This is a genomic window from Aeribacillus sp. FSL K6-8210, from assembly GCF_037963925.1.
Taxonomy (GTDB): domain Bacteria; phylum Bacillota; class Bacilli; order Bacillales; family Aeribacillaceae; genus Aeribacillus; species Aeribacillus composti.
This window is the reverse complement of the sequence record NZ_CP150172.1, coordinates 1,482,004-1,499,549: the sequence shown is the minus strand read 5'-3', so window position 1 is coordinate 1,499,549 and position 17,546 is coordinate 1,482,004. Positions and strand designations below refer to the sequence as shown.

The window sequence follows — 17,546 nt, the reverse complement described above, 5'->3', positions numbered from 1 at the left end:
CTCTTAAATTTTCAATCATTGCTCAATCCTATCGGAAAACCTATTAATCTACTACTTTTAAAACAATTTGACCATCCTCTACTACCGCGATTTTTCGTTTCACTTCCAATCTTCCGTCATCACCGATTGATGGAATCTCGTATACGCGTTTGTCTTTTGGCAGATTATCCAGTCCATCTTGCATATGTTTGCGAATAGCTTCCGCATCGTCAACAGTTTTTGCCGCTTTCATCGCTTCAACGAAAATATACGTAGCGATATAGTTGAGCCCTGATTCAGAGCTAGGTTCATCTTTAAACTTTGCTCGATAGTTTTCGGCAAATGCCGGCGCTCCCGGATCATTAGATTTTACGAGCGGCAGCACTCCAACAGAACCTTCTAATACGTCATAGGAACCTGTTATTTTTTCCATAAAATCCAGTTTTGCCTGATCCATGATAATGAATCCGCCTTTAAATCCTAGCTCTCTAGCTTGCTTTGCCACTTTTGCGGTAGGTTCTGAAGCTCCGCCTATAAATAGAACATCCGTTTTTTCTTTAAGAGCATTTGTGACAATGGTGAAAAAGTCGGTTTCCTTTGAAAAATCAATGGATGAATGATATACAACCTTTCCGCCCTTCTTTTCCCATTGTGGAAGCAAAGTTTTTGCCCAGTCTTTCCCATATTGTGTAGACGGCGGAAGAGCGGCTAATTTTTTGCCAAACCGTTTCATAGCATAATCTGTAAAAGGTTCCACGTAGCCGTCATAACGCGGCGGTATGCCGATCGTAAGGGAGTTCCCGGCATCAGTTACATCCGGTTCACTCGTATAGGCACCAATCAAAAACTTTTCAGTCTCATTAAATACTTGAAGCGCCATCACTCCACCGCTGTGCGGCGTAAAAATAATAGGTGTTTTAATAATACTTTAATAATTTTGTAAATAATCCCAATACACATGAAAAAACCCCATTTGGATGGAGTGATCCAAACGAGGTTTTAAGCAATTAATCGATTTATATAAACAATCCGTCTTTAAAGCCGATTTCATAAATATAAAAGATGCCGTATAATATACTAATTGCTCCGGCAAGCGAGCAAATGAACGGAACATATTTTTTCACTTTGCTTCCGAGAATAAACGGCAGGCCGAGAATGGTTGTAAAACAAAACATGCCGATGATCGTCCCGACTCCGAAAATGCAGATGTATAAAAACGCTTGAAAATAGCTTTCAACAGTTGTCATCGTTAACAGCACCATTGCCGCGCTTCCTGCCAAACCGTGAATAAAACCGATGATCAATGATTTAATATTTGTAAATTCCGTTTCATCGTTTCGCGCCAGTTTGTGCCTGCCATCGCGAAGACTTAAAATTCCTAAAATCACTAACATAATCCCGACGAATAATTCCAATGTCAATGAAACCTTCTCCGGAATAGCTGTTTTTAATCCGATCACGATCATCCCGATCAACAAAAGGGTAGCGGTGTGTCCAATTCCCCAATATACTCCTGTTAAACTGGATTTCTTTAAAGTTTTTGTCCTGCTGGCAATTGTGGACACAGCAATCACATGATCCGGTTCAGTTGCATGTTTCATCCCGAGAATCAATCCGAAAAAAAGCACGGATAAAAAATTGACTGACACATTTTTCACCTCTTCTATTTATCTCTTTAATATTTTCGTAATAGGATTGGAGGTTCTTTTAATAGATAAGCTCTCGCCAATCGGTGAACTTCCAAAAACAGCCCCTCAATGTGATCGGTATGGTTTCCTAAAATTCTAATCATAAAGGCAGATGGCAAAAATCTTGAAATGCCGATCCGTCCATCAAACGGTCCTCCCTGCAAATGGCATGAAATCTTTTCCATTAATTTATCATCCACTTCGTCAGAAATAACGAGGAACGAACCGTAATGTGTATAGCCTTCCATATTCAATAATTGATCAATTCCCCGATCCCCTTGTTGATAAAAATGATCGAACAAAATCAATCGATTTTCCTTATAAACTTTTAATTTTAGCCGAATTGCATCGAAACAGAACGGCTGCCCGGTTTCAGACCAGCCCGGCGTAATAATTTCTTTGTACAAAAAGGCTGCACCCTTTTCCATATGGACGATGGTTTCCTGCTCAAAGCGAGCCTGTTCATAAACGATCAACGGATCTGACAAACATTCCAGCACGCTGTCTTTTTGCAATGTAAACAAGAATTTCTGCTTGACAGGTTTTTTCGGTGTTTTATAAATTTTCGTTGAAGATTGTGACGTCACCGCAAGCCTTGCCTTTTCACCTAAGGAAATTTCTTGTGCGTATTCATCCCCGTCTACACATCCGCCGCCGACATGAATCACATAAACGATCGGTATCGACGATTCCGTATAGACCGGCTTTGTCATTTTCAAAGCTCCCTGAAAAAAGTGATCCGTAATTACGGTCCGCTCCCCTTTTTGCTCCGCGCGAATCTGCAAAATTCCTTCCATTTCTACAACCCTGCCAGCAGCGCATTTCGTTTAATCCAATTGATCACATTATCTAAACCAATTTCTTCCTTTAAATTAGTAAAAAAGAACGGTCGCTCCCCCCGCATCATTTTCGTATCTTGTTCCATGATTTCAAGACTTGCACCGACATAAGGAGCGAGGTCGATTTTATTGATGATAAACAAATCAGACTTAATCATCCCTTGTCCCCCTTTTCTTGGGATTTTTTCCCCTTGGGCAACATCAATGATATAAATGGAGAAATCGACTAATTCCGGGCTGAAGGTTGCCGCTAAGTTATCTCCGCCGCTTTCAACAAAAATCATATCTAAATCCTCGTGTCTTTCTTTTAACTCATCAATTGCCGCAAAATTCATCGATGCATCCTCACGAATGGCCGTATGGGGACAGCCGCCTGTTTCGACGCCGATAATCCGATCCTCCGGAAGAACGCTGTTTTTTATTAAAAATAAGGCATCCTCTTTTGTATAAATATCATTAGTGACAACGGCAACACTGAATTCCTTTGACAAATAGCGAGTCAATTTTTCCACTAGCAGCGTTTTGCCGGCTCCTACCGGCCCTCCAATTCCGATTCGTATAGGTTCCATTATGACTGATTCGGGATTAGCCCCAAATCTTTCCCCCCTTATCTTTTGATCAAGCTTTGCAGTTTTTTTTGAAAAGAAGCAGATCGCTTCTTTCGCTTTCCAGCCTTTTCGCTTCAGCCAAGCAAGCAGAGAGTTTGTAAAAATAATGAAACTCTGAAAACAGTCTGTTAAGACATAAAAAGTCTTACATGCAATTGCTCATGCCTCATTTGTGCAATTTCAAGGCCAGGTGATTGCGCACCTAAATCGTCGATCGATAGTTTGCCAATTTTTAAAACAGCTCTCCTCACATCCTCCTGCAAATCTTTTAATAGCAGCTGCCCTTCTTTTTGACCGATCGGAATGCCGCGGACTCCGTTTTGTACAAGCGTTTGAATAGTGGAATACAAATACGTTACAAGCGTTGTTTTTTCATCCGCTCCTATTTTTATCCCGACAATGGCAAAAACGAGAGCCGCATGTCCGTAAAGCTCCTTCGCTTTTATTTTTTGAGCATATTGTTGCAGTGTTGGATGAGGGTAAATATTTAAACAAAGCTTCAGCATTTGCTCGCCAATTCTTCGGTTCCCTTCTTTCGTTTCTTTAGCCATTGAGCTGGCGTAAAGAATCTCATCCAGCTTCCAAAGCTCCTCTTGTTTCCCTTCTTTTTCAAATTGATATGCAAGCCGGCAAGCCAGTCCGTCCGTATAGACGAGCTGCTTGTCAATGTACGTTTTTAAAAAACTTTTAAATGTACTTGCATCTTTTATTTTCTGCTCAACAATATATGTTTCGAATCCGAACGAGTGGGAGAAGGCTCCGGAAGGAAAGTTTGAATCGCTTATCTGCAATAAAGGCAGCCAATCAATCATGGTGATGATGTCCGACATATCGAAAGGGTTGTTTTATTTTTCGTTTCTCCCGTTTGCAAGGAATGTTCAGCTCGTTTGCAAGTTGTTCTACAAGATGATCGTATTGCACGATCATTTCATTTCCTTCAAACTGAGCCGGCAAATGTCTGTTGCCGATTTGATGTGCAATTTCTCCCATCTCTTTCAGCGTAGCCGGACAAATGACAAGGACATCTTCAGGCAGGACAGAAATAATGATCATATTGTTTTCATCTTCATATAAAATGTCACCATCTGCCAGCTTCTTTTCCTCCTTTAAACGAATCCCTATTTCGTTCCCGTGGTCTGTTTTCACTCGTTGAATTCTTTTGAGCAGATCATCGCTTCTTAAATAGACGCGCTCCACATGTTTTTCCTTTACTGCTTTTGCATAAATATTTCCAAGTGTTTCTTTAATAATCATCCGTCTTCACCTCAAAACAGAAAATATCTTTGCGCCATCGGAACAACTTCAACCGGCTCACAATTGATCAATTCACCGTCCACCTTTACCTCATACGTTTGTGGATCGACTTCGATAGAAGGAGTTTCACCATTAAAAACCATGTCCTTTTTCGTCAATGTACGAACTCCTTTGACGGGTTTCACGATTTTTTGCAACTTTAACTTTTCGGGAATGCCGGCTTTTATTGCTGCTTTTGACAAAAATGTGATCGATGTTTGTGAGACAGCTTTGCCAAATGATCCGAACATCGGACGGTAATAAACAGGCTGCGGAGTTGGAATGGATGCATTTGGGTCTCCCATCAAACTATAGGCAATCATTCCGCCCTTGATGATCATTTCCGGCTTCACCCCAAAAAAGGCCGGATTCCAAACAACTAAATCCGCCAATTTGCCGACTTCTACAGAGCCGACATATTCAGATATTCCGTGGGCAATCGCAGGATTGATCGTATATTTTGCCACATATCTTTTCACTCTGAAATTGTCATGATCTTGGCCGTCTCCCTTTAAGGAGCCCCGCTGCTTTTTCATTTTATCTGCGGTTTGCCATGTCCGCGTAATCACTTCGCCGACCCTTCCCATCGCTTGCGAGTCGGAACTGATCATGCTGAATACGCCAAGGTCATGAAGAATATCTTCCGCCGCAATCGTTTCTTTGCGAATGCGGGAATCGGCGAAGGCGATATCTTCAGGAATAGCCGGATCCAAATGATGGCAAACCATCAGCATATCTAAATGTTCCTCGAGCGTGTTGACTGTAAACGGTCTTGTCGGATTTGTCGAAGAAGGCAAAACGTTTGGCAGGCTGGCCATTTTCATAATGTCCGGGGCGTGTCCCCCGCCTGCGCCTTCTGTATGGTATGTATGAATGACCCGGTCTTTAATCGCTGCAATGGTGTCTTCTACAAAACCGGCTTCATTTAACGTATCTGTATGGATGGCAACTTGCACATCATACTCGTCAGCTACGGATAAACACTGATCGATCGCCGCCGGTGTTGAACCCCAGTCCTCATGCAGTTTTAAACCAACTGCACCTGCTTTGATTTGCTCCTCTAACGCTTTTTTTCCGGATGAATTTCCTTTCCCTAAAAAGCCGAAATTCATAGGAAAATGTTCAACTGACTCCAGCATTCTATAAATATTCCATTCACCCGGTGTACAAGTCGTTGCATTTGTCCCTGTTGCAGGCCCCGTTCCTCCTCCTATCATTGTTGTAATTCCAGATGTCAAAGCTGTTTCAATTTGCTGAGGGCATATAAAATGAATATGGGTATCGATTCCGCCTGCCGTAACAATCATTCCTTCTGCCGCAACGATTTCGGTTGAAGCTCCGATTACCATTGTGACGCCATCCATTAATAATGGATTTCCCGCCTTTCCGATCGCGGCAATTTTCCCATCCTTTATGCCGATATCCGCTTTATAAATACCTGTATAATCAATAATAATGGCGTTTGTGAGAACAAGATCCATCACGTCTTTCCTTTCGGCAAATGGATGCTGTCCCATTCCGTCGCGAATCACTTTCCCACCGCCGAATTTTACTTCATCTCCGTATACGGTAAAATCTTTTTCGATTTGAATGAAGAGTTCCGTATCAGCCAATCTAATGCTGTCTCCAGTTGTCGGGCCGAACATATCGGCATATTGTTTGCGCGGCATTTGAAAACTCATTTGTCCGCCTCCTTTGTCAACGGTCCGTTCGTCAAATTATTTAAACCGTACACTTCTTTTTTTCCCGAAAATTCAACGAGCTCTACGATTTTCGCATCGCCCGGCTCAAACCTTACCGCCGTTCCGGACGGAATGTTTAAATGCCTGCCGAACGCCAGCTGCCGGTCAAATTCGAGCGCCCTGTTTACTTCAAAAAAATGAAAATGCGAACCGACTTGTACTGGACGGTCCCCTCTATTGACAACATTGAGCTTGATCGCCTCTTTCCCTTTATTGCAAACAATCGGAGCTGATTTTAATCGATATTCCCCTGGAATCATTTTTTCACCTCTTTTACCGGATCGGATCATGGACGGTTACAAGCTTCGTTCCGTCTGGAAATGTTGCCTCCACCTGGATATTTTCGATCATTTCCGGAACGCCTTCCATCACATCATCTCTAGTTAAAATTTTTGTGCCATATTGCATCAACTCCGAAACCGTCCGTCCTTCCCTTGCGCCCTCCATAATCTCATATGTGATGATGGCCACTGCTTCCGCATAGTTCAGCTTCAAGCCTTTTCTCTGCCTTCTGCGCGCTAAATCTGCAGCAACAACGACCATCAATTTTTCCTGCTCTCGGGCTGTCAGCTTCATAACACCCTTCCTTTCTAACAGACAATCAAAAATAACACGATTTTCTTACATTCCATTTCCCTCAATGGGTTGAAGATAAAAGGTGTTTTTATGTTATTTTTTATTACAAATATAATTCACACTATGTGAAACACCAAGTGTTATGTTATATTTTTTAACATGGAAAATTTAAAAAAATTTTTCTAGGGGGAGGAGGAAGTTTTAAATTAAACTACTAAATATTGTTGAATGTCTTCAATATTTGTGTTTTTTACTACACCCTTTGATACAACAGTTCTTTTGTCCAAAATATAGTATTCATCAGAACAGGCAAATGCTGAATCTATGCTGTGCTCAACTAAAACGACGCCAATTCCTTTTTTGGACGCAATTTTTACAATGACCTCCTGTATTTGCTCTACTATAGATGGTTGAATCCCTTCCATCGGTTCGTCCAGCAATAATAGCTCGGGCTGCCCGGCAAGAGCCCTCGCTATGGCCAATTGCTGCTGCTGCCCGCCGCTTAAATCTCCTCCTTTTCTCTTCAACATTTCCTTTAAAACAGGAAAAAGCTCGAAAATTTCCTCTAAAACAAGCGTTTTTTCTATCTTTTTCGAAACAGCTTCAAAGCCTAAAATGAGATTTTCTTCCACAGTCAGCGAAGAGAAAATCTCCCTGCCTTGGGGAACATATCCGATTCCTTTTTTTGCCCTCCTTTCCGGAAGCTCATGTGTAATTTCCTGATCATTCCAATAAATAGTCCCGTCCATCGGCTTTAACAATCCAACAATCGTTTTGATCAATGTTGTTTTTCCCGCCCCGTTTCTTCCCAGAATGGAAACGACCTTTCCTTTTTCAACTTCAAGATGAACATTATTCAACACCATCGTTTCATCATATCCTGCTTTCAAACTAGATATTTTTAGCACACCTTTGCCTCCCTTCCTAAATAAACCTCTGCAACAAGCTCATTTTGCTGCACTTCCTCCATGGAACCTTCACACAAAATTTTCCCTTCATGCATAACTGTTACCTGTTCAGCAAAATTCCGAACAAAATCCATATCATGTTCAACAATCAGCACTGCGCATTTCTCAGCTATTTCTTGAATAAACAAGCCGGTTTTTTCCCTTTCCGCCCCAGTCATGCCGGCAATCGGTTCATCAAGAAGTAAAACTTCCGGTTTTTGCAGCAGCTGCATGCCGATTTCAAGCCATTGTTTCTGGCCGTGGGACAGCAAGCCTGCTGGGTCATAAGCTCGATCTAAAAGATCGGTTCTCTCAAGCATTGCCGTAATTTCGTCTTTTTCATCCGCGGTTAATTTCGCCTTCATAACGGAAAAAAGATTTCTATTTTGTTTGATCGATAACTCCATGTTTTCAAATACGGTTAATTCAGTAAAAACGGACGGATTTTGAAATTTTCTAGCGATTCCATGCCGAACGATTTCGTGCTCTCTCCGCTTTGTCAAATCTACTCCTTGAAACATCACTTTTCCATCTGCTGCTTTTGTTTTGCCGCAGATGACATCAAGAAGAGTCGTTTTGCCCGCACCATTCGGACCAATTAAAAAACGAATTTCTCCGTGATGAACATCTAAATTGACACCTTGAAGCGCTTTAAAGCCGTCAAAATCAACAATAATATCATGACATGACAGAATCGGATTCACCTTTTTTCACACCTTTTTCAAAAAATTTCGCAATACGCTTTGGAAAAGCTTCGAACAACCCGGCAATTCCTTTCGGGAAAAAAACAACGATCAAAATGAATAGAATGCCTAAGCAGAAAAGCCAAACATCCGGATATGTTTCACTGAAAAAGCTTTTGGCTCCGTTTGTTAAAATTGCTCCGATTATGGCGCCGAATAACGAATGACGACCGCCGATGGCTACCCATAAAACCATTTCAATTGAAGGGATAATATCCATCATCGAAGGAGAAATGAGACCGACCTGCAAAACAAACAACGCGCCAGCTATTCCGGCAAACGAAGCCGATAAACTGTAAATAAACACTTTAAAAACAGCCGGATCAAATCCTAAAAACCGAAGGCGGTTTTCGCCGTCCCGAATGGCAATTAATACATGGCCAAGTCTGCTTTTGGTAATCCAAACAGATAACATAAAAATGGCAAACAAAGCGAAAACGGTAATAGCATATAAAACAATTTGTACCATTGGTGAGGATAAAGAAAACCCAAAAACGGTGCTAAAATTGGTTAATCCGTTTGTACCGCCTGTCAAATCCTGTTTGGCAATTAAAAGTGTGACGACGACAACAACGACTGCCTGTGACAAAAGAGAAAAATAGACGCCTTTGATCCGGTTTTTAAACGTAAGCATGCCCAAAACCGCTGCCAGCATAGCTGGTATGAAAATTGCTGCCATTATGGAAAAGAAAGGATTAAAGAAGGGCTTCCAAAACCACGGGAGCTCCTGCACTCCGTTCCATTCCATAAAATCCGGCAACGCTCCTTTTGAAGCCTCCAATTTTAAATACATCGCCATGCAATAAGCTCCAATCCCAAAATACACGCCGTGACCTAAGCTTAATATCCCGGTGTACCCCCAAATAAGACAGATTCCTACTGCAATGATCGCATAGCAAAGAAATTTTCCGAGCAACGCTAAGCGGAATTCGGTTAAATAAAACGGGGCCAGAAGTAAAATCAGGAAAAATAACAGATAAATCATTTGTTTTCTGCGCATAATCCGTCCTCCTAATCCAATGCCCTTGTGCGATAAGAGAAAATACCTAACGGTTTCCACTGCAAAAATAAAATGATCACTGCAAATACAATGACTTTTGCCATCGTGGCGCCGAAGGAATATTCAACAACAGTGCTAAGCATTCCAATGCCAAATGCGCCGATAATCGTCCCTTTCAATCCGCCAATTCCTCCTAAAATGACAACCATAAACGCATCGACAATATAGTACGTTCCAATTGTAGGGCCGATCGGTCCTAATAAAGTTAAGCTACAGCCAGCGATTCCGGCTAATCCAGCTCCGAGAGCAAAGCCTAGAGAATCTATTTTTCTTGTAAAAATTCCTAAACAAGAGGCCATATTTCTATTCATCGTGACCGCTCTTATTCTCAAACCGGTAGACGTTTTGTTTAAATAATAATAAAGCAAAGCGATACAAACGATTGACAGAGATAAAATTAACAACCTTTTATAAGGCAATGTAATGCCAAATATTTGCCAGCCTCCATCCATCCAAGCAGGTGCAACAACCGCAACATTCGGAGCGCCAAATATGGATCTGGCAATCTGCTGCAAAATCAAACTAATTCCCCAAGTGGCCAAAAGACTGTCTGTTGGTCGATTATATAGAAAACGAATGATTCCTTTTTCAAGCAGATAACCGATAAACGAAGCAACGAGAAATGAAATCGGTATAGCAATAAAGTAGTAATAATTAAACAAGCTTTCCGGCAAATATTTAGAAAAAATGAGCTGCATTACATAGGTTGCATACGCACCGACCATAATTAATTCACCGTGGGCCATGTTGATGACATTCATTAAGCCAAACGTTATAGCTAAGCCAAGGGCGATCAATAACATGATCGATCCAAGGCTCAACCCGTTAAACAGTTGACTGATGAAAATTGACAAGCTGTTCACTCCTATCAATTTAGATTATTCATTATTTTTAGATAATTTCTCCGCCCAAGAATAGCTTTTTAAATACGGATCCGGCTTCACCGGCTCACCAGAATTCCAAATTTCTTTAAATTGGCCGTCCGGTTGAATTTCGCCGATTCTTACTGTTTTCCACAGATGCTGATTCTCACCTTCTATTTTTACCGTGCCGCCCGGAGCTTTGTACTCGATTCCCTTCGCAGCTTCCTTGACCTTTTCAACCTCAAAAGATCCCGCTTTTTTTACTGCTTCTGCCCATAAATGAACAGCTATGTAAGCCGCCTCAATCGGATCATCCGTTACACGCTCTTCACCATAAGCTTCTTTATATTTTTCAACAAACGCTTTGTTTTCTGGTGTATCCGTTGTCTGGAAATAATTCCATACCGCTAAGTGGCCAGCTAATACTTCACCGCCGATTCCTCGAATTTCTTCTTCAGCAATGCTGACCGACATCACAGTAACATCCTTCGATGTGATTCCGGCATCCTTCAATTGTTTGAAAAAGGCGACATTGCTGTCTCCATTTAATGTATTAAAGACTACGTCAGGTTTCACTTTTTTCATTTTATTGATGACCGTGCTGTAATCAGTATGTCCTAAAGGTGTATATTCTTCGACAACTACCTCTCCGCCTTCAGCTTTTAATTGTGCTTTAATAATACTGTTTGCCGTGCGCGGAAACACATAATCCGAGCCAATTAAAAAAAACTTCTTTCCTTTATTGTTTAACAGCCAGCTGACAGCAGGCACAATTTGTTGATTGGTGGTCGCCCCCGTATAAAAAATGTTCGGAGAAGATTCCATTCCTTCATATTGAACGGGGTACCAAAGCAAGCCTTTATTTTGTTCGACTACCGGCAGCATGGCCTTTCTGCTTGCGGAAGTCCAGCCGCCAAAAATCGTCGCTACCTTATCCTGTTGCAGTAATTTCTTTGCTTTCTCAGCAAAGGTCGGCCAGTCAGATGCGCCGTCTTCAATAACCGGTTCAATTTTCTTTCCTAAAAGCCCGCCTGAGTTGTTAATTTCTTCAATCGCCATTAATTCTGCGTCCTTTAAAGAAACTTCACTGATCGCCATCGTGCCGCTTAATGAATGGAGAATACCGACTTTCACAACATCCGTTTCATTTTGTTCGCTATTCTGTCCATCGCTTGATTCCTTTTCCTCTAAAGCAGAAGACATGGCACATCCACTTGCGAAAATTACAGAGAAAACCGTTAGAAATAAAAAAATTTTTTTCATTATTGTCCCCCTTTTTAACACTTTATGTAATTTTATATAACAAAAATACCGATTCTCTTTCCTTCATACAACAAGTACGGAAAAAATGTTAACATGATTTTTCAAAAAAAATACCTCTAGGTGTTTCCCCTAGAGGCTCTTTTTCATCAAACAAACTCATTCACTTTTTGCTTCAAAATGGTTTACTTCTTGTTCCTTTTCAGAAAAAATTGTTTGACACTGTCCATCGTTTCGTAAGTTGGGACAATCACTTTACTTGGATGCTTTCGGGACTATTCAATCATTTAAATCTACCATGCAGCGATTATGAAAAAGCATTTTGCAGCCGGCTGCCATTTATTCAATATACCTTACATCTGTAACCGGGAAAAACGGAAGCATCTTAGCTGCATAGTAGCTTAACAAAATAGCGATTATAAAATAAAGGACAAAGCAAAGATCGTATTTGGAAAACCCGATTTCGTAGTAAAACGTTCTTTTTGTGTCATTCGAAAATCTTTTCGCCTCCATCGCTACAGCAATTCTGTGCGCTCTGCGAATGCTTTGCGATAGCAGCGGAATCGAGTATGCTTTCAATTTATGAAAAAAATTCGCTAAGCCTTTTCTTTGTTCAACACCTCTTACAATCATCGCTTGCCGTATTGTTTGAAACTCTTCGATCATAATAGGGATTAAACGAATGCCTGCCATAAAGCTGTAAGCATATTTAGGCTTCAACTTTAATTGCTGCATTAACGAATAAAATAAAAAAACCGGTCTTGTCGTTAACGAAAACATTAACCCAAGCAGAGCGAAGATAAGGGCACGAAATCCTAAATGAAGACCGCGATAAAAGCTTTCTTCTGTAATATGGATCAGCCCCCATTTCCACCATGTTGTCTCACCTTTTCCAAAAAAGATCATGGAGGTAGCAGTCGACACAAAAATAAGCACGAATGGAATCAGCAATAAAAGTATGCGCTTCATCGGATGACCGGTAAAAAAAGCAAATAAAAGAAAGGCGGCAACTGTGTAGTTGATTAAAAAATTAATGTTGTGAATAAACAGAACACTAATAAATAAAACGATCAGAAACAATAGCTTTAAGCTCGGGTTGATTTTATGCAGCCATGTTTCTTTTATGTCAAAATCCATTGTAGATCCCCCTATATCTGAACATACATCTGCTCATCCTCACAAGAATGAATTTCATCCTCTACGAGCTTCCCGCCTTCGATCCGCCAAACTCTTGTCGCCATATGCTTTGCTATTTGTTCATCATGTGTCACCATCAAAATGGTAGACCCTTGTTTGCGATAATGTTCTAAAAGCTCCAAGAGCTGAAACGTATTTGATGAGTCTTGCCCAAAAGTCGGTTCATCTAAAAGCATGATCGGCTGTTTTTTAATGATTAAAGCGGCAACACTCAATCTTCTTTTTTGTCCCATTGAAAGCTGATAAGGGTGTTGATGGCGGTGCTTCTGTAAATGAAATAATTCGAGCATTTCTTCTACTTTTGTTCGAATTTCTTCTTCTTTCATCCGTTCAATCCTCAACGAATAAGCAATTTCATCGTAAACTGAATTGGTGACAAATTGAAATTCCGGATTTTGAAAAACGAACGACAGCATGTTGGAAAGCTTTTTTATTTTCTTTGCTTCTTTTTCTAACAGCAAATAAGTGCCGGTCGTTTGTATAAACTGCATCAATGAATGTAACAAAGTGCTCTTTCCGGCGCCGTTTTTCCCCACTATCGCAATCCATTCACCTGCATGAACCTTTCCATATGGTACATCGATTTTGACTTCCTTCTTTCGATATCCTTTAAATTGCTCAAGCTCAATCACGACCTGTTCTTTTAAAGGGGTTTTTTTGTAATACCCCTGCTTATCACGAAGATAATCCTCCCATACACCGGGATACCAAATGCCGTCTTCGCGAATTTCTTTCCGATACCGAGAAAAAATTTGTTCTTTCGGACCGTCTGCGACGATTTGTCCTTTTTGATTAAATAAAAGTATGCGGTCGACAAAGTCAAGAACATGATCAATTTTATGTTCAACGATGATAACTGTTTTATCTTGAGCTGCTTGTTTCATCGTGTCCCATACCGCTTTTGTCCCTTCCGGATCCAGCATTGCAGTCGGCTCGTCCAAAAATAACACGTCTGGATGCAATGCTAAAACAGTGGCGATCGCCAGCCGTTGCTTCATGCCGCCTGATAATGATTGAATACTGATATGAAGATCATCAAAATGAAGGCCGACCATTTCCAGGTAAACTCGCATTTTTTCATGCATTTGTTCTCTTTGCACTTGCAAATTTTCCAAAACAAAAGCCATTTCTTCATCTACATACGGCATGCAAAATTGCGTGTCAGGATCTTGAAACACATATCCCCAAGATGACGGGGTCAAGATTTTTTCTGCTTTCATCGGCACTTCAATAGATTTTGGAATTAAACCGCTTAACACTTGCAAAAACGTCGATTTCCCACAGCCGGAAGGACCAAGAAGCAAGACTTTTTCTCCCTTATAGAAAGAAGAGGATACATCCTTAAAAAGCAAGGATTCCTCTCCAGGATATTTTAATCGTAAATTTTTCACTTCGCATACTAGATCCATGTTTGCCACCTCTAGTTCAGTGCGTCATAATCTTCATGCGACGCAGGTCTTACTAAATTAGTCACTCCTGTTGCTTCCAAAGATTTCACTAGATAATAGGCAAACGCGCCGGCAATAATGATTGAGCCAATCAATCGAGCTCCAATGAATAATAGCAAGTTCCAAAATACTAAGTCATCTATATAGCCTTTATAAAAATCCATAATTAGCGAACCAGCTGCTGAAGCGGCTGCAGCCAGCATGACAACACCGATATTAAACTTTTTATATCGAAATATCGCAAAAATGATCTCTGCAAATAGTCCTTGGACGATTCCGTATAGAAGAACCTCTATGCCGAATTCAGAGCCGGTTATAAATTCTGCAGATGCCGCTGCTGTTTCCGCTATCAGCGCTACTCCGGGCTTGCGAATAATAAGAAAGGCGACCGTCGCAGCAATAAACCACATACCGTATATGAGCTGGTCGACATGCAGCCCGATCGGCTTGACCGCATAGTAAAGCGGTCCCCATAGTTTATAAACAATTCCAAAAACGATCGAAATAACAATTGTTACTAGAATGTCTGTCAGTTTTAATCCTTTCATTATGATCAAACTCCTTTATTGACTGATTTTTGGTTCCACTTCCCATTTTTCTAAACGGTAAGCCATTTCCCAAAACGCTAATTCATATTGACTGCTGATGATAAAATGCTCTTCCATTCTTTTTAGATCGGCTTCTATCGTTTGTTGTGCGATTTCATCCAGCCTGTCAATTTGTTCTTCGACAAGCTGCTTAAACCAATCGCCCCCATAAGCCGCAATCCATTGGTGATAAATCGGTTCTTTTGGCTTCGCATCTTTTAATTTTTCGCCAATTTCGTAATATAGCCAATAGCACGGAAGTATTGCAGCAATAATATCGCCTAAGTGACCGTTGATCGCCGCTCGATATAAATGGGAAGTATAGGCGTACGCCGTTGGGGCCGGCTTAAAATTCGCCTTCTCCTCCTCTGTGATTCCCAGCTGTTTGGCAAATGTTTCATGAAGAGATAATTCCGCTTCAAATGTTCCTTGTGCATGCTGAGCCATTCGCGATGTCGTATATAAATCGTTTGCTTTTGCCGCTCCATACGATTGCACTTTTGCAAAATGGCTTAAATAATACGAATCTTGTAAAACGTAATAACGAAAACATTCAAGCGGCAAACTCCCTTCGGCAATACCTTTTACAAATGGATGATCGAAGCTGGCCTGCCATATCGGATCTGCTTTTGTTCGAATTTTTTCAGTAAATTTCATGTTCATTCTCTCCTATATTAAGAATTGATTTCGATTGGCCACATTTCTTTTCGTTCAGACATTTCCCAAAACATATATTCGTATTTGCTCGTTGTGACAAAAATATCTTCCAGCCATTTCAATTCTTCTTCCCGTTTTCCTTCTGCAAGCTCATTCATTAAATCTTTCAGCCATTTTGCCAATTCACCGAATTCTGTTGATGCGTACATTTTTACCCACTCGCCGTAAAACTCATGTTCACTGGCACCAGGAATCTCATGTAAGCGTGTGCCGATTTCATAATAGCTCCATGTACATGGAAGGACTGCGGCAACCAGTTCTGCCAATGATCCTCGCTGCGACACATTTAACATATAGCTCGTATATGCAACGGTTGTAGCAGCAGGCTGAACTTGTTCTAATTTTTCCTTCTCTATTCCTATTCTTTCAGCGTATTGACGATGCAAATCCATTTCCACTTTTAACGTCGAATGTAGAAGATCAGCAAAAACTGTCATTGTTTGAAGATTGTGAGCCTTTAAGCTTCCAAGGGCAAACAGGCGGCAGTATTCGATTAAATAAAGATAATCCTGCTCCATAAAAAAGCGAAATTTGTCGATATCCAGCGTCCCATTGCCGATTCCTTGAACAAACGGATGATGGTAACTCGCTTCCCAAATCGGTTTTGCAGTTTTATACAATCGGTCTGTAAACATTTGAATTACCCCTTTCGCAGCTTTTGTAATTGTCATCGTTTTTTCTGATACCAATCAAATAAAAACGCGATCAGCGATTTTGTAAATGTTTTTAATTGGGGGATGGACAGCTTTTCATTCACCGAGTGTGCATCTTCAAGCGTGCCCGGTCCATATAAAACGACGGGAATTCCCGCTTCACTCAGCCAGCCGCCGTCTGTCACAGTAGGGGACATCGTCAGCTTTGCTTCCTCATTAAATGCCAGTTTATGTGCTTTTTGTAATGTTTTCACTCCGAGTGAATGTTCGTCATATGAAAAAGCTGGGAAAATTTCTCCTCGATCTTCAATCATCGATGTGCCGCCCCATTTAAATTTCGGAGGATATTTCCGAAGCCATGGATCAGCCATTGCAACATGATGGATATGTTCTTCAATTTCCCGGATCACCTCTACATAATGCTCTTCCGGGTAATAGTGAACGGTAATCCAAAGGGAACATTTATCGGCCACAAAAGCGGCGTGCCTTCCACCTTCAATCACTGCAGGATTAATTGTGGCAGAACCAGGCGGAAAGCCTTTGCTCGTTTTCATCACTGCCCAATGCTGTTCAAGCTCTCGCAGTCCTTCAATAATTTTCATCATTTTTTCAATCGCGCTTGCCCCAAAAAGCTTCCCGCCGGCATGAATCATTTGTCTTCTCGTGCCATCGTGAAATGTCTCGGGGCTTTCAATCGTAATCCAGCCCGTGATCACCCCGCCCTGCCCTTGTATTTCACAGTTGCTTGAATCGACAACGATGGCAAAATCAGCTCGATATCCCCGGTCGCAGCACGATTTTGTTCCTGCTTCGCCTACTTCTTCACCGACGACGGACTGAAAAATGATATCCCCTCCCGGCTCAATGCCGTTTTCTTGCAGCAGCTTTAATGCAAACAGACTGGCAGCCATTCCCCCTTTCATATCCGCTACACCGCGTCCATATATGTAATCCCCTTTAACCGTTGCCTCAAAAGGAGGCGTTAGCCATTCTTCTCCCTCTTCGATTGAAGCGACATCAATATGCCCGTTAATAATTAAACTGTGGTAATTTTCTGGATCTTTTCCTTTTTTCGTTCCTACTACGACTGGATCTTGTTCATATAAATCCCATTGATCAATGGAAAAGCCGATGTCTTCCAAATATGAGGCGACATACTTTTGAGCCTCTTTTGCATTTCTTGCCGGAGGGCTCGGCGTTTCAAACGATACGAGTGTTTTTAGAAGATTCAGAAGTTCTTCTTCCCTTTCATCAATTTGCTGAAATAGCGTTTGTAACACGTTGTCTCCCCTTTCTTAACATTTTGTTTTGAAAAATGGTTTGCCAACCAGCCTTGTAATGCAAAA

19 protein-coding genes and 1 pseudogene are annotated in these 17,546 nt (G+C 41.2%); all 20 read right to left on the bottom strand.

From position 1 onward, the window contains the following. Positions 1–43: 43 nt before the first annotated feature. Positions 44–904 (bottom strand): annotated as a pseudogene (locus NSQ41_RS07290) (ABC transporter substrate-binding protein); the annotation flags it as partial. Between the two features lie 91 nt (positions 905–995). After that, on the bottom strand, positions 996–1,628 hold the full coding sequence (locus tag NSQ41_RS07285) for an urease accessory protein UreH (protein ID WP_327859255.1): 633 nt from the start codon (positions 1,626–1,628) through the stop codon (positions 996–998). Positions 1,629–1,654: 26 nt separating this feature from the next. Beyond that, on the bottom strand, positions 1,655–2,464 hold the full coding sequence (locus tag NSQ41_RS07280; RefSeq protein WP_339211317.1) for an urease accessory protein UreD: 810 nt from the start codon (positions 2,462–2,464) through the stop codon (positions 1,655–1,657). Between the two features lie 2 nt (positions 2,465–2,466). Then, complete coding sequence (gene ureG, locus NSQ41_RS07275; protein ID WP_063386865.1) at positions 2,467–3,075, bottom strand: urease accessory protein UreG; 609 nt, start codon at positions 3,073–3,075, stop codon at positions 2,467–2,469. Positions 3,076–3,242: 167 nt separating this feature from the next. After that, the gene (locus NSQ41_RS07270; protein WP_339195099.1) at positions 3,243–3,926 is read right to left on the bottom strand and encodes an urease accessory protein UreF; all 684 of its coding nucleotides are present in this window, start codon (positions 3,924–3,926) and stop codon (positions 3,243–3,245) included. Further along, the gene (gene ureE, locus NSQ41_RS07265; protein ID WP_063386864.1) at positions 3,919–4,368 is read right to left on the bottom strand and encodes an urease accessory protein UreE; all 450 of its coding nucleotides are present in this window, start codon (positions 4,366–4,368) and stop codon (positions 3,919–3,921) included. Before ureE ends, NSQ41_RS07270 begins: the two co-directional genes overlap by 8 nt. A gap of 11 nt (positions 4,369–4,379) precedes the next feature. Next, positions 4,380–6,089 carry an urease subunit alpha gene (gene ureC, locus NSQ41_RS07260; RefSeq protein ID WP_066248737.1) on the bottom strand — a complete coding sequence of 570 codons (1,710 nt, stop codon included), beginning with the start codon at positions 6,087–6,089 and terminating at the stop codon, positions 4,380–4,382. After that, positions 6,086–6,409: an urease subunit beta gene (locus NSQ41_RS07255; RefSeq protein WP_063386862.1), complete on the bottom strand. Its 324-nt coding sequence runs from the start codon at positions 6,407–6,409 to the stop codon at positions 6,086–6,088. Before NSQ41_RS07255 ends, ureC begins: the two co-directional genes overlap by 4 nt. 13 nt (positions 6,410–6,422) lie before the next feature. Beyond that, positions 6,423–6,725, bottom strand: coding sequence for an urease subunit gamma (locus NSQ41_RS07250; protein ID WP_063386861.1), 303 nt, complete (start codon positions 6,723–6,725; stop codon positions 6,423–6,425). A gap of 206 nt (positions 6,726–6,931) precedes the next feature. Next, positions 6,932–7,633 (bottom strand): urea ABC transporter ATP-binding subunit UrtE, encoded by a 702-nt coding sequence (gene urtE / locus NSQ41_RS07245; protein ID WP_094245567.1) that lies wholly within the window; start codon positions 7,631–7,633, stop codon positions 6,932–6,934. Then, positions 7,627–8,376 carry an urea ABC transporter ATP-binding protein UrtD gene (urtD, locus tag NSQ41_RS07240; protein WP_063386859.1) on the bottom strand — a complete coding sequence of 250 codons (750 nt, stop codon included), beginning with the start codon at positions 8,374–8,376 and terminating at the stop codon, positions 7,627–7,629. Before urtD ends, urtE begins: the two co-directional genes overlap by 7 nt. Then, positions 8,351–9,415 (bottom strand): urea ABC transporter permease subunit UrtC, encoded by a 1,065-nt coding sequence (gene urtC, locus NSQ41_RS07235; RefSeq protein ID WP_339211315.1) that lies wholly within the window; start codon positions 9,413–9,415, stop codon positions 8,351–8,353. Before urtC ends, urtD begins: the two co-directional genes overlap by 26 nt. Positions 9,416–9,426: 11 nt before the next feature. After that, on the bottom strand, positions 9,427–10,329 hold the full coding sequence (gene urtB / locus NSQ41_RS07230; RefSeq protein WP_063386857.1) for an urea ABC transporter permease subunit UrtB: 903 nt from the start codon (positions 10,327–10,329) through the stop codon (positions 9,427–9,429). A gap of 24 nt (positions 10,330–10,353) precedes the next feature. Next, complete coding sequence (urtA, locus tag NSQ41_RS07225; RefSeq protein ID WP_117016831.1) at positions 10,354–11,601, bottom strand: urea ABC transporter substrate-binding protein; 1,248 nt, start codon at positions 11,599–11,601, stop codon at positions 10,354–10,356. Positions 11,602–11,937: 336 nt separating this feature from the next. After that, positions 11,938–12,735, bottom strand: coding sequence for an energy-coupling factor transporter transmembrane component T (locus NSQ41_RS07220; RefSeq protein WP_094245563.1), 798 nt, complete (start codon positions 12,733–12,735; stop codon positions 11,938–11,940). An 11-nt stretch (positions 12,736–12,746) separates the two neighbouring features. After that, positions 12,747–14,204, bottom strand: a complete 1,458-nt coding sequence (locus NSQ41_RS07215; RefSeq protein ID WP_339211313.1) for an ATP-binding cassette domain-containing protein — start codon at positions 14,202–14,204, stop codon at positions 12,747–12,749. 11 nt (positions 14,205–14,215) lie between these two features. Continuing rightward, positions 14,216–14,791 carry an ECF transporter S component gene (locus NSQ41_RS07210; protein WP_339211311.1) on the bottom strand — a complete coding sequence of 192 codons (576 nt, stop codon included), beginning with the start codon at positions 14,789–14,791 and terminating at the stop codon, positions 14,216–14,218. A 15-nt stretch (positions 14,792–14,806) separates the two neighbouring features. Continuing rightward, positions 14,807–15,487, bottom strand: coding sequence for a thiaminase II (tenA, locus tag NSQ41_RS07205; protein ID WP_339199642.1), 681 nt, complete (start codon positions 15,485–15,487; stop codon positions 14,807–14,809). A gap of 17 nt (positions 15,488–15,504) precedes the next feature. Further along, positions 15,505–16,182, bottom strand: coding sequence for a thiaminase II (gene tenA / locus NSQ41_RS07200; RefSeq protein ID WP_063386916.1), 678 nt, complete (start codon positions 16,180–16,182; stop codon positions 15,505–15,507). 32 nt (positions 16,183–16,214) lie between these two features. After that, a complete protein-coding gene (locus tag NSQ41_RS07195; RefSeq protein WP_311067163.1) occupies positions 16,215–17,480 on the bottom strand; it encodes an acetylornithine deacetylase in 1,266 nt (421 codons plus the stop codon). Positions 17,481–17,546: the final 66 nt, after the last annotated feature.

Bases quoted from the DNA above. Each gene is read 5' to 3' on its own strand.
- NSQ41_RS07280 (WP_339211317.1), bottom strand. From the start codon at position 2,464: ATGGAAGGAATTTTGCAGATTCGCGCGGAGCAAAAAGGGGAGCGGACC.
- ureG (WP_063386865.1), bottom strand. From the start codon at position 3,075: ATGGAACCTATACGAATCGGAATTGGAGGGCCGGTAGGAGCCGGCAAA.
- NSQ41_RS07270 (WP_339195099.1), bottom strand. From the start codon at position 3,926: ATGATTGATTGGCTGCCTTTATTGCAGATAAGCGATTCAAACTTTCCT.
- ureE (WP_063386864.1), bottom strand. From the start codon at position 4,368: ATGATTATTAAAGAAACACTTGGAAATATTTATGCAAAAGCAGTAAAG.
- ureC (WP_066248737.1), bottom strand. From the start codon at position 6,089: ATGAGTTTTCAAATGCCGCGCAAACAATATGCCGATATGTTCGGCCCG.
- NSQ41_RS07255 (WP_063386862.1), bottom strand. From the start codon at position 6,409: ATGATTCCAGGGGAATATCGATTAAAATCAGCTCCGATTGTTTGCAAT.
- NSQ41_RS07250 (WP_063386861.1), bottom strand. From the start codon at position 6,725: ATGAAGCTGACAGCCCGAGAGCAGGAAAAATTGATGGTCGTTGTTGCT.
- urtC (WP_339211315.1), bottom strand. From the start codon at position 9,415: ATGCGCAGAAAACAAATGATTTATCTGTTATTTTTCCTGATTTTACTT.
- urtA (WP_117016831.1), bottom strand. From the start codon at position 11,601: ATGAAAAAAATTTTTTTATTTCTAACGGTTTTCTCTGTAATTTTCGCA.
- NSQ41_RS07220 (WP_094245563.1), bottom strand. From the start codon at position 12,735: ATGGATTTTGACATAAAAGAAACATGGCTGCATAAAATCAACCCGAGC.
- NSQ41_RS07215 (WP_339211313.1), bottom strand. From the start codon at position 14,204: ATGGATCTAGTATGCGAAGTGAAAAATTTACGATTAAAATATCCTGGA.
- NSQ41_RS07210 (WP_339211311.1), bottom strand. From the start codon at position 14,791: ATGAAAGGATTAAAACTGACAGACATTCTAGTAACAATTGTTATTTCG.
- tenA (WP_339199642.1), bottom strand. From the start codon at position 15,487: ATGAAATTTACTGAAAAAATTCGAACAAAAGCAGATCCGATATGGCAG.
- tenA (WP_063386916.1), bottom strand. From the start codon at position 16,182: ATGTTTACAGACCGATTGTATAAAACTGCAAAACCGATTTGGGAAGCG.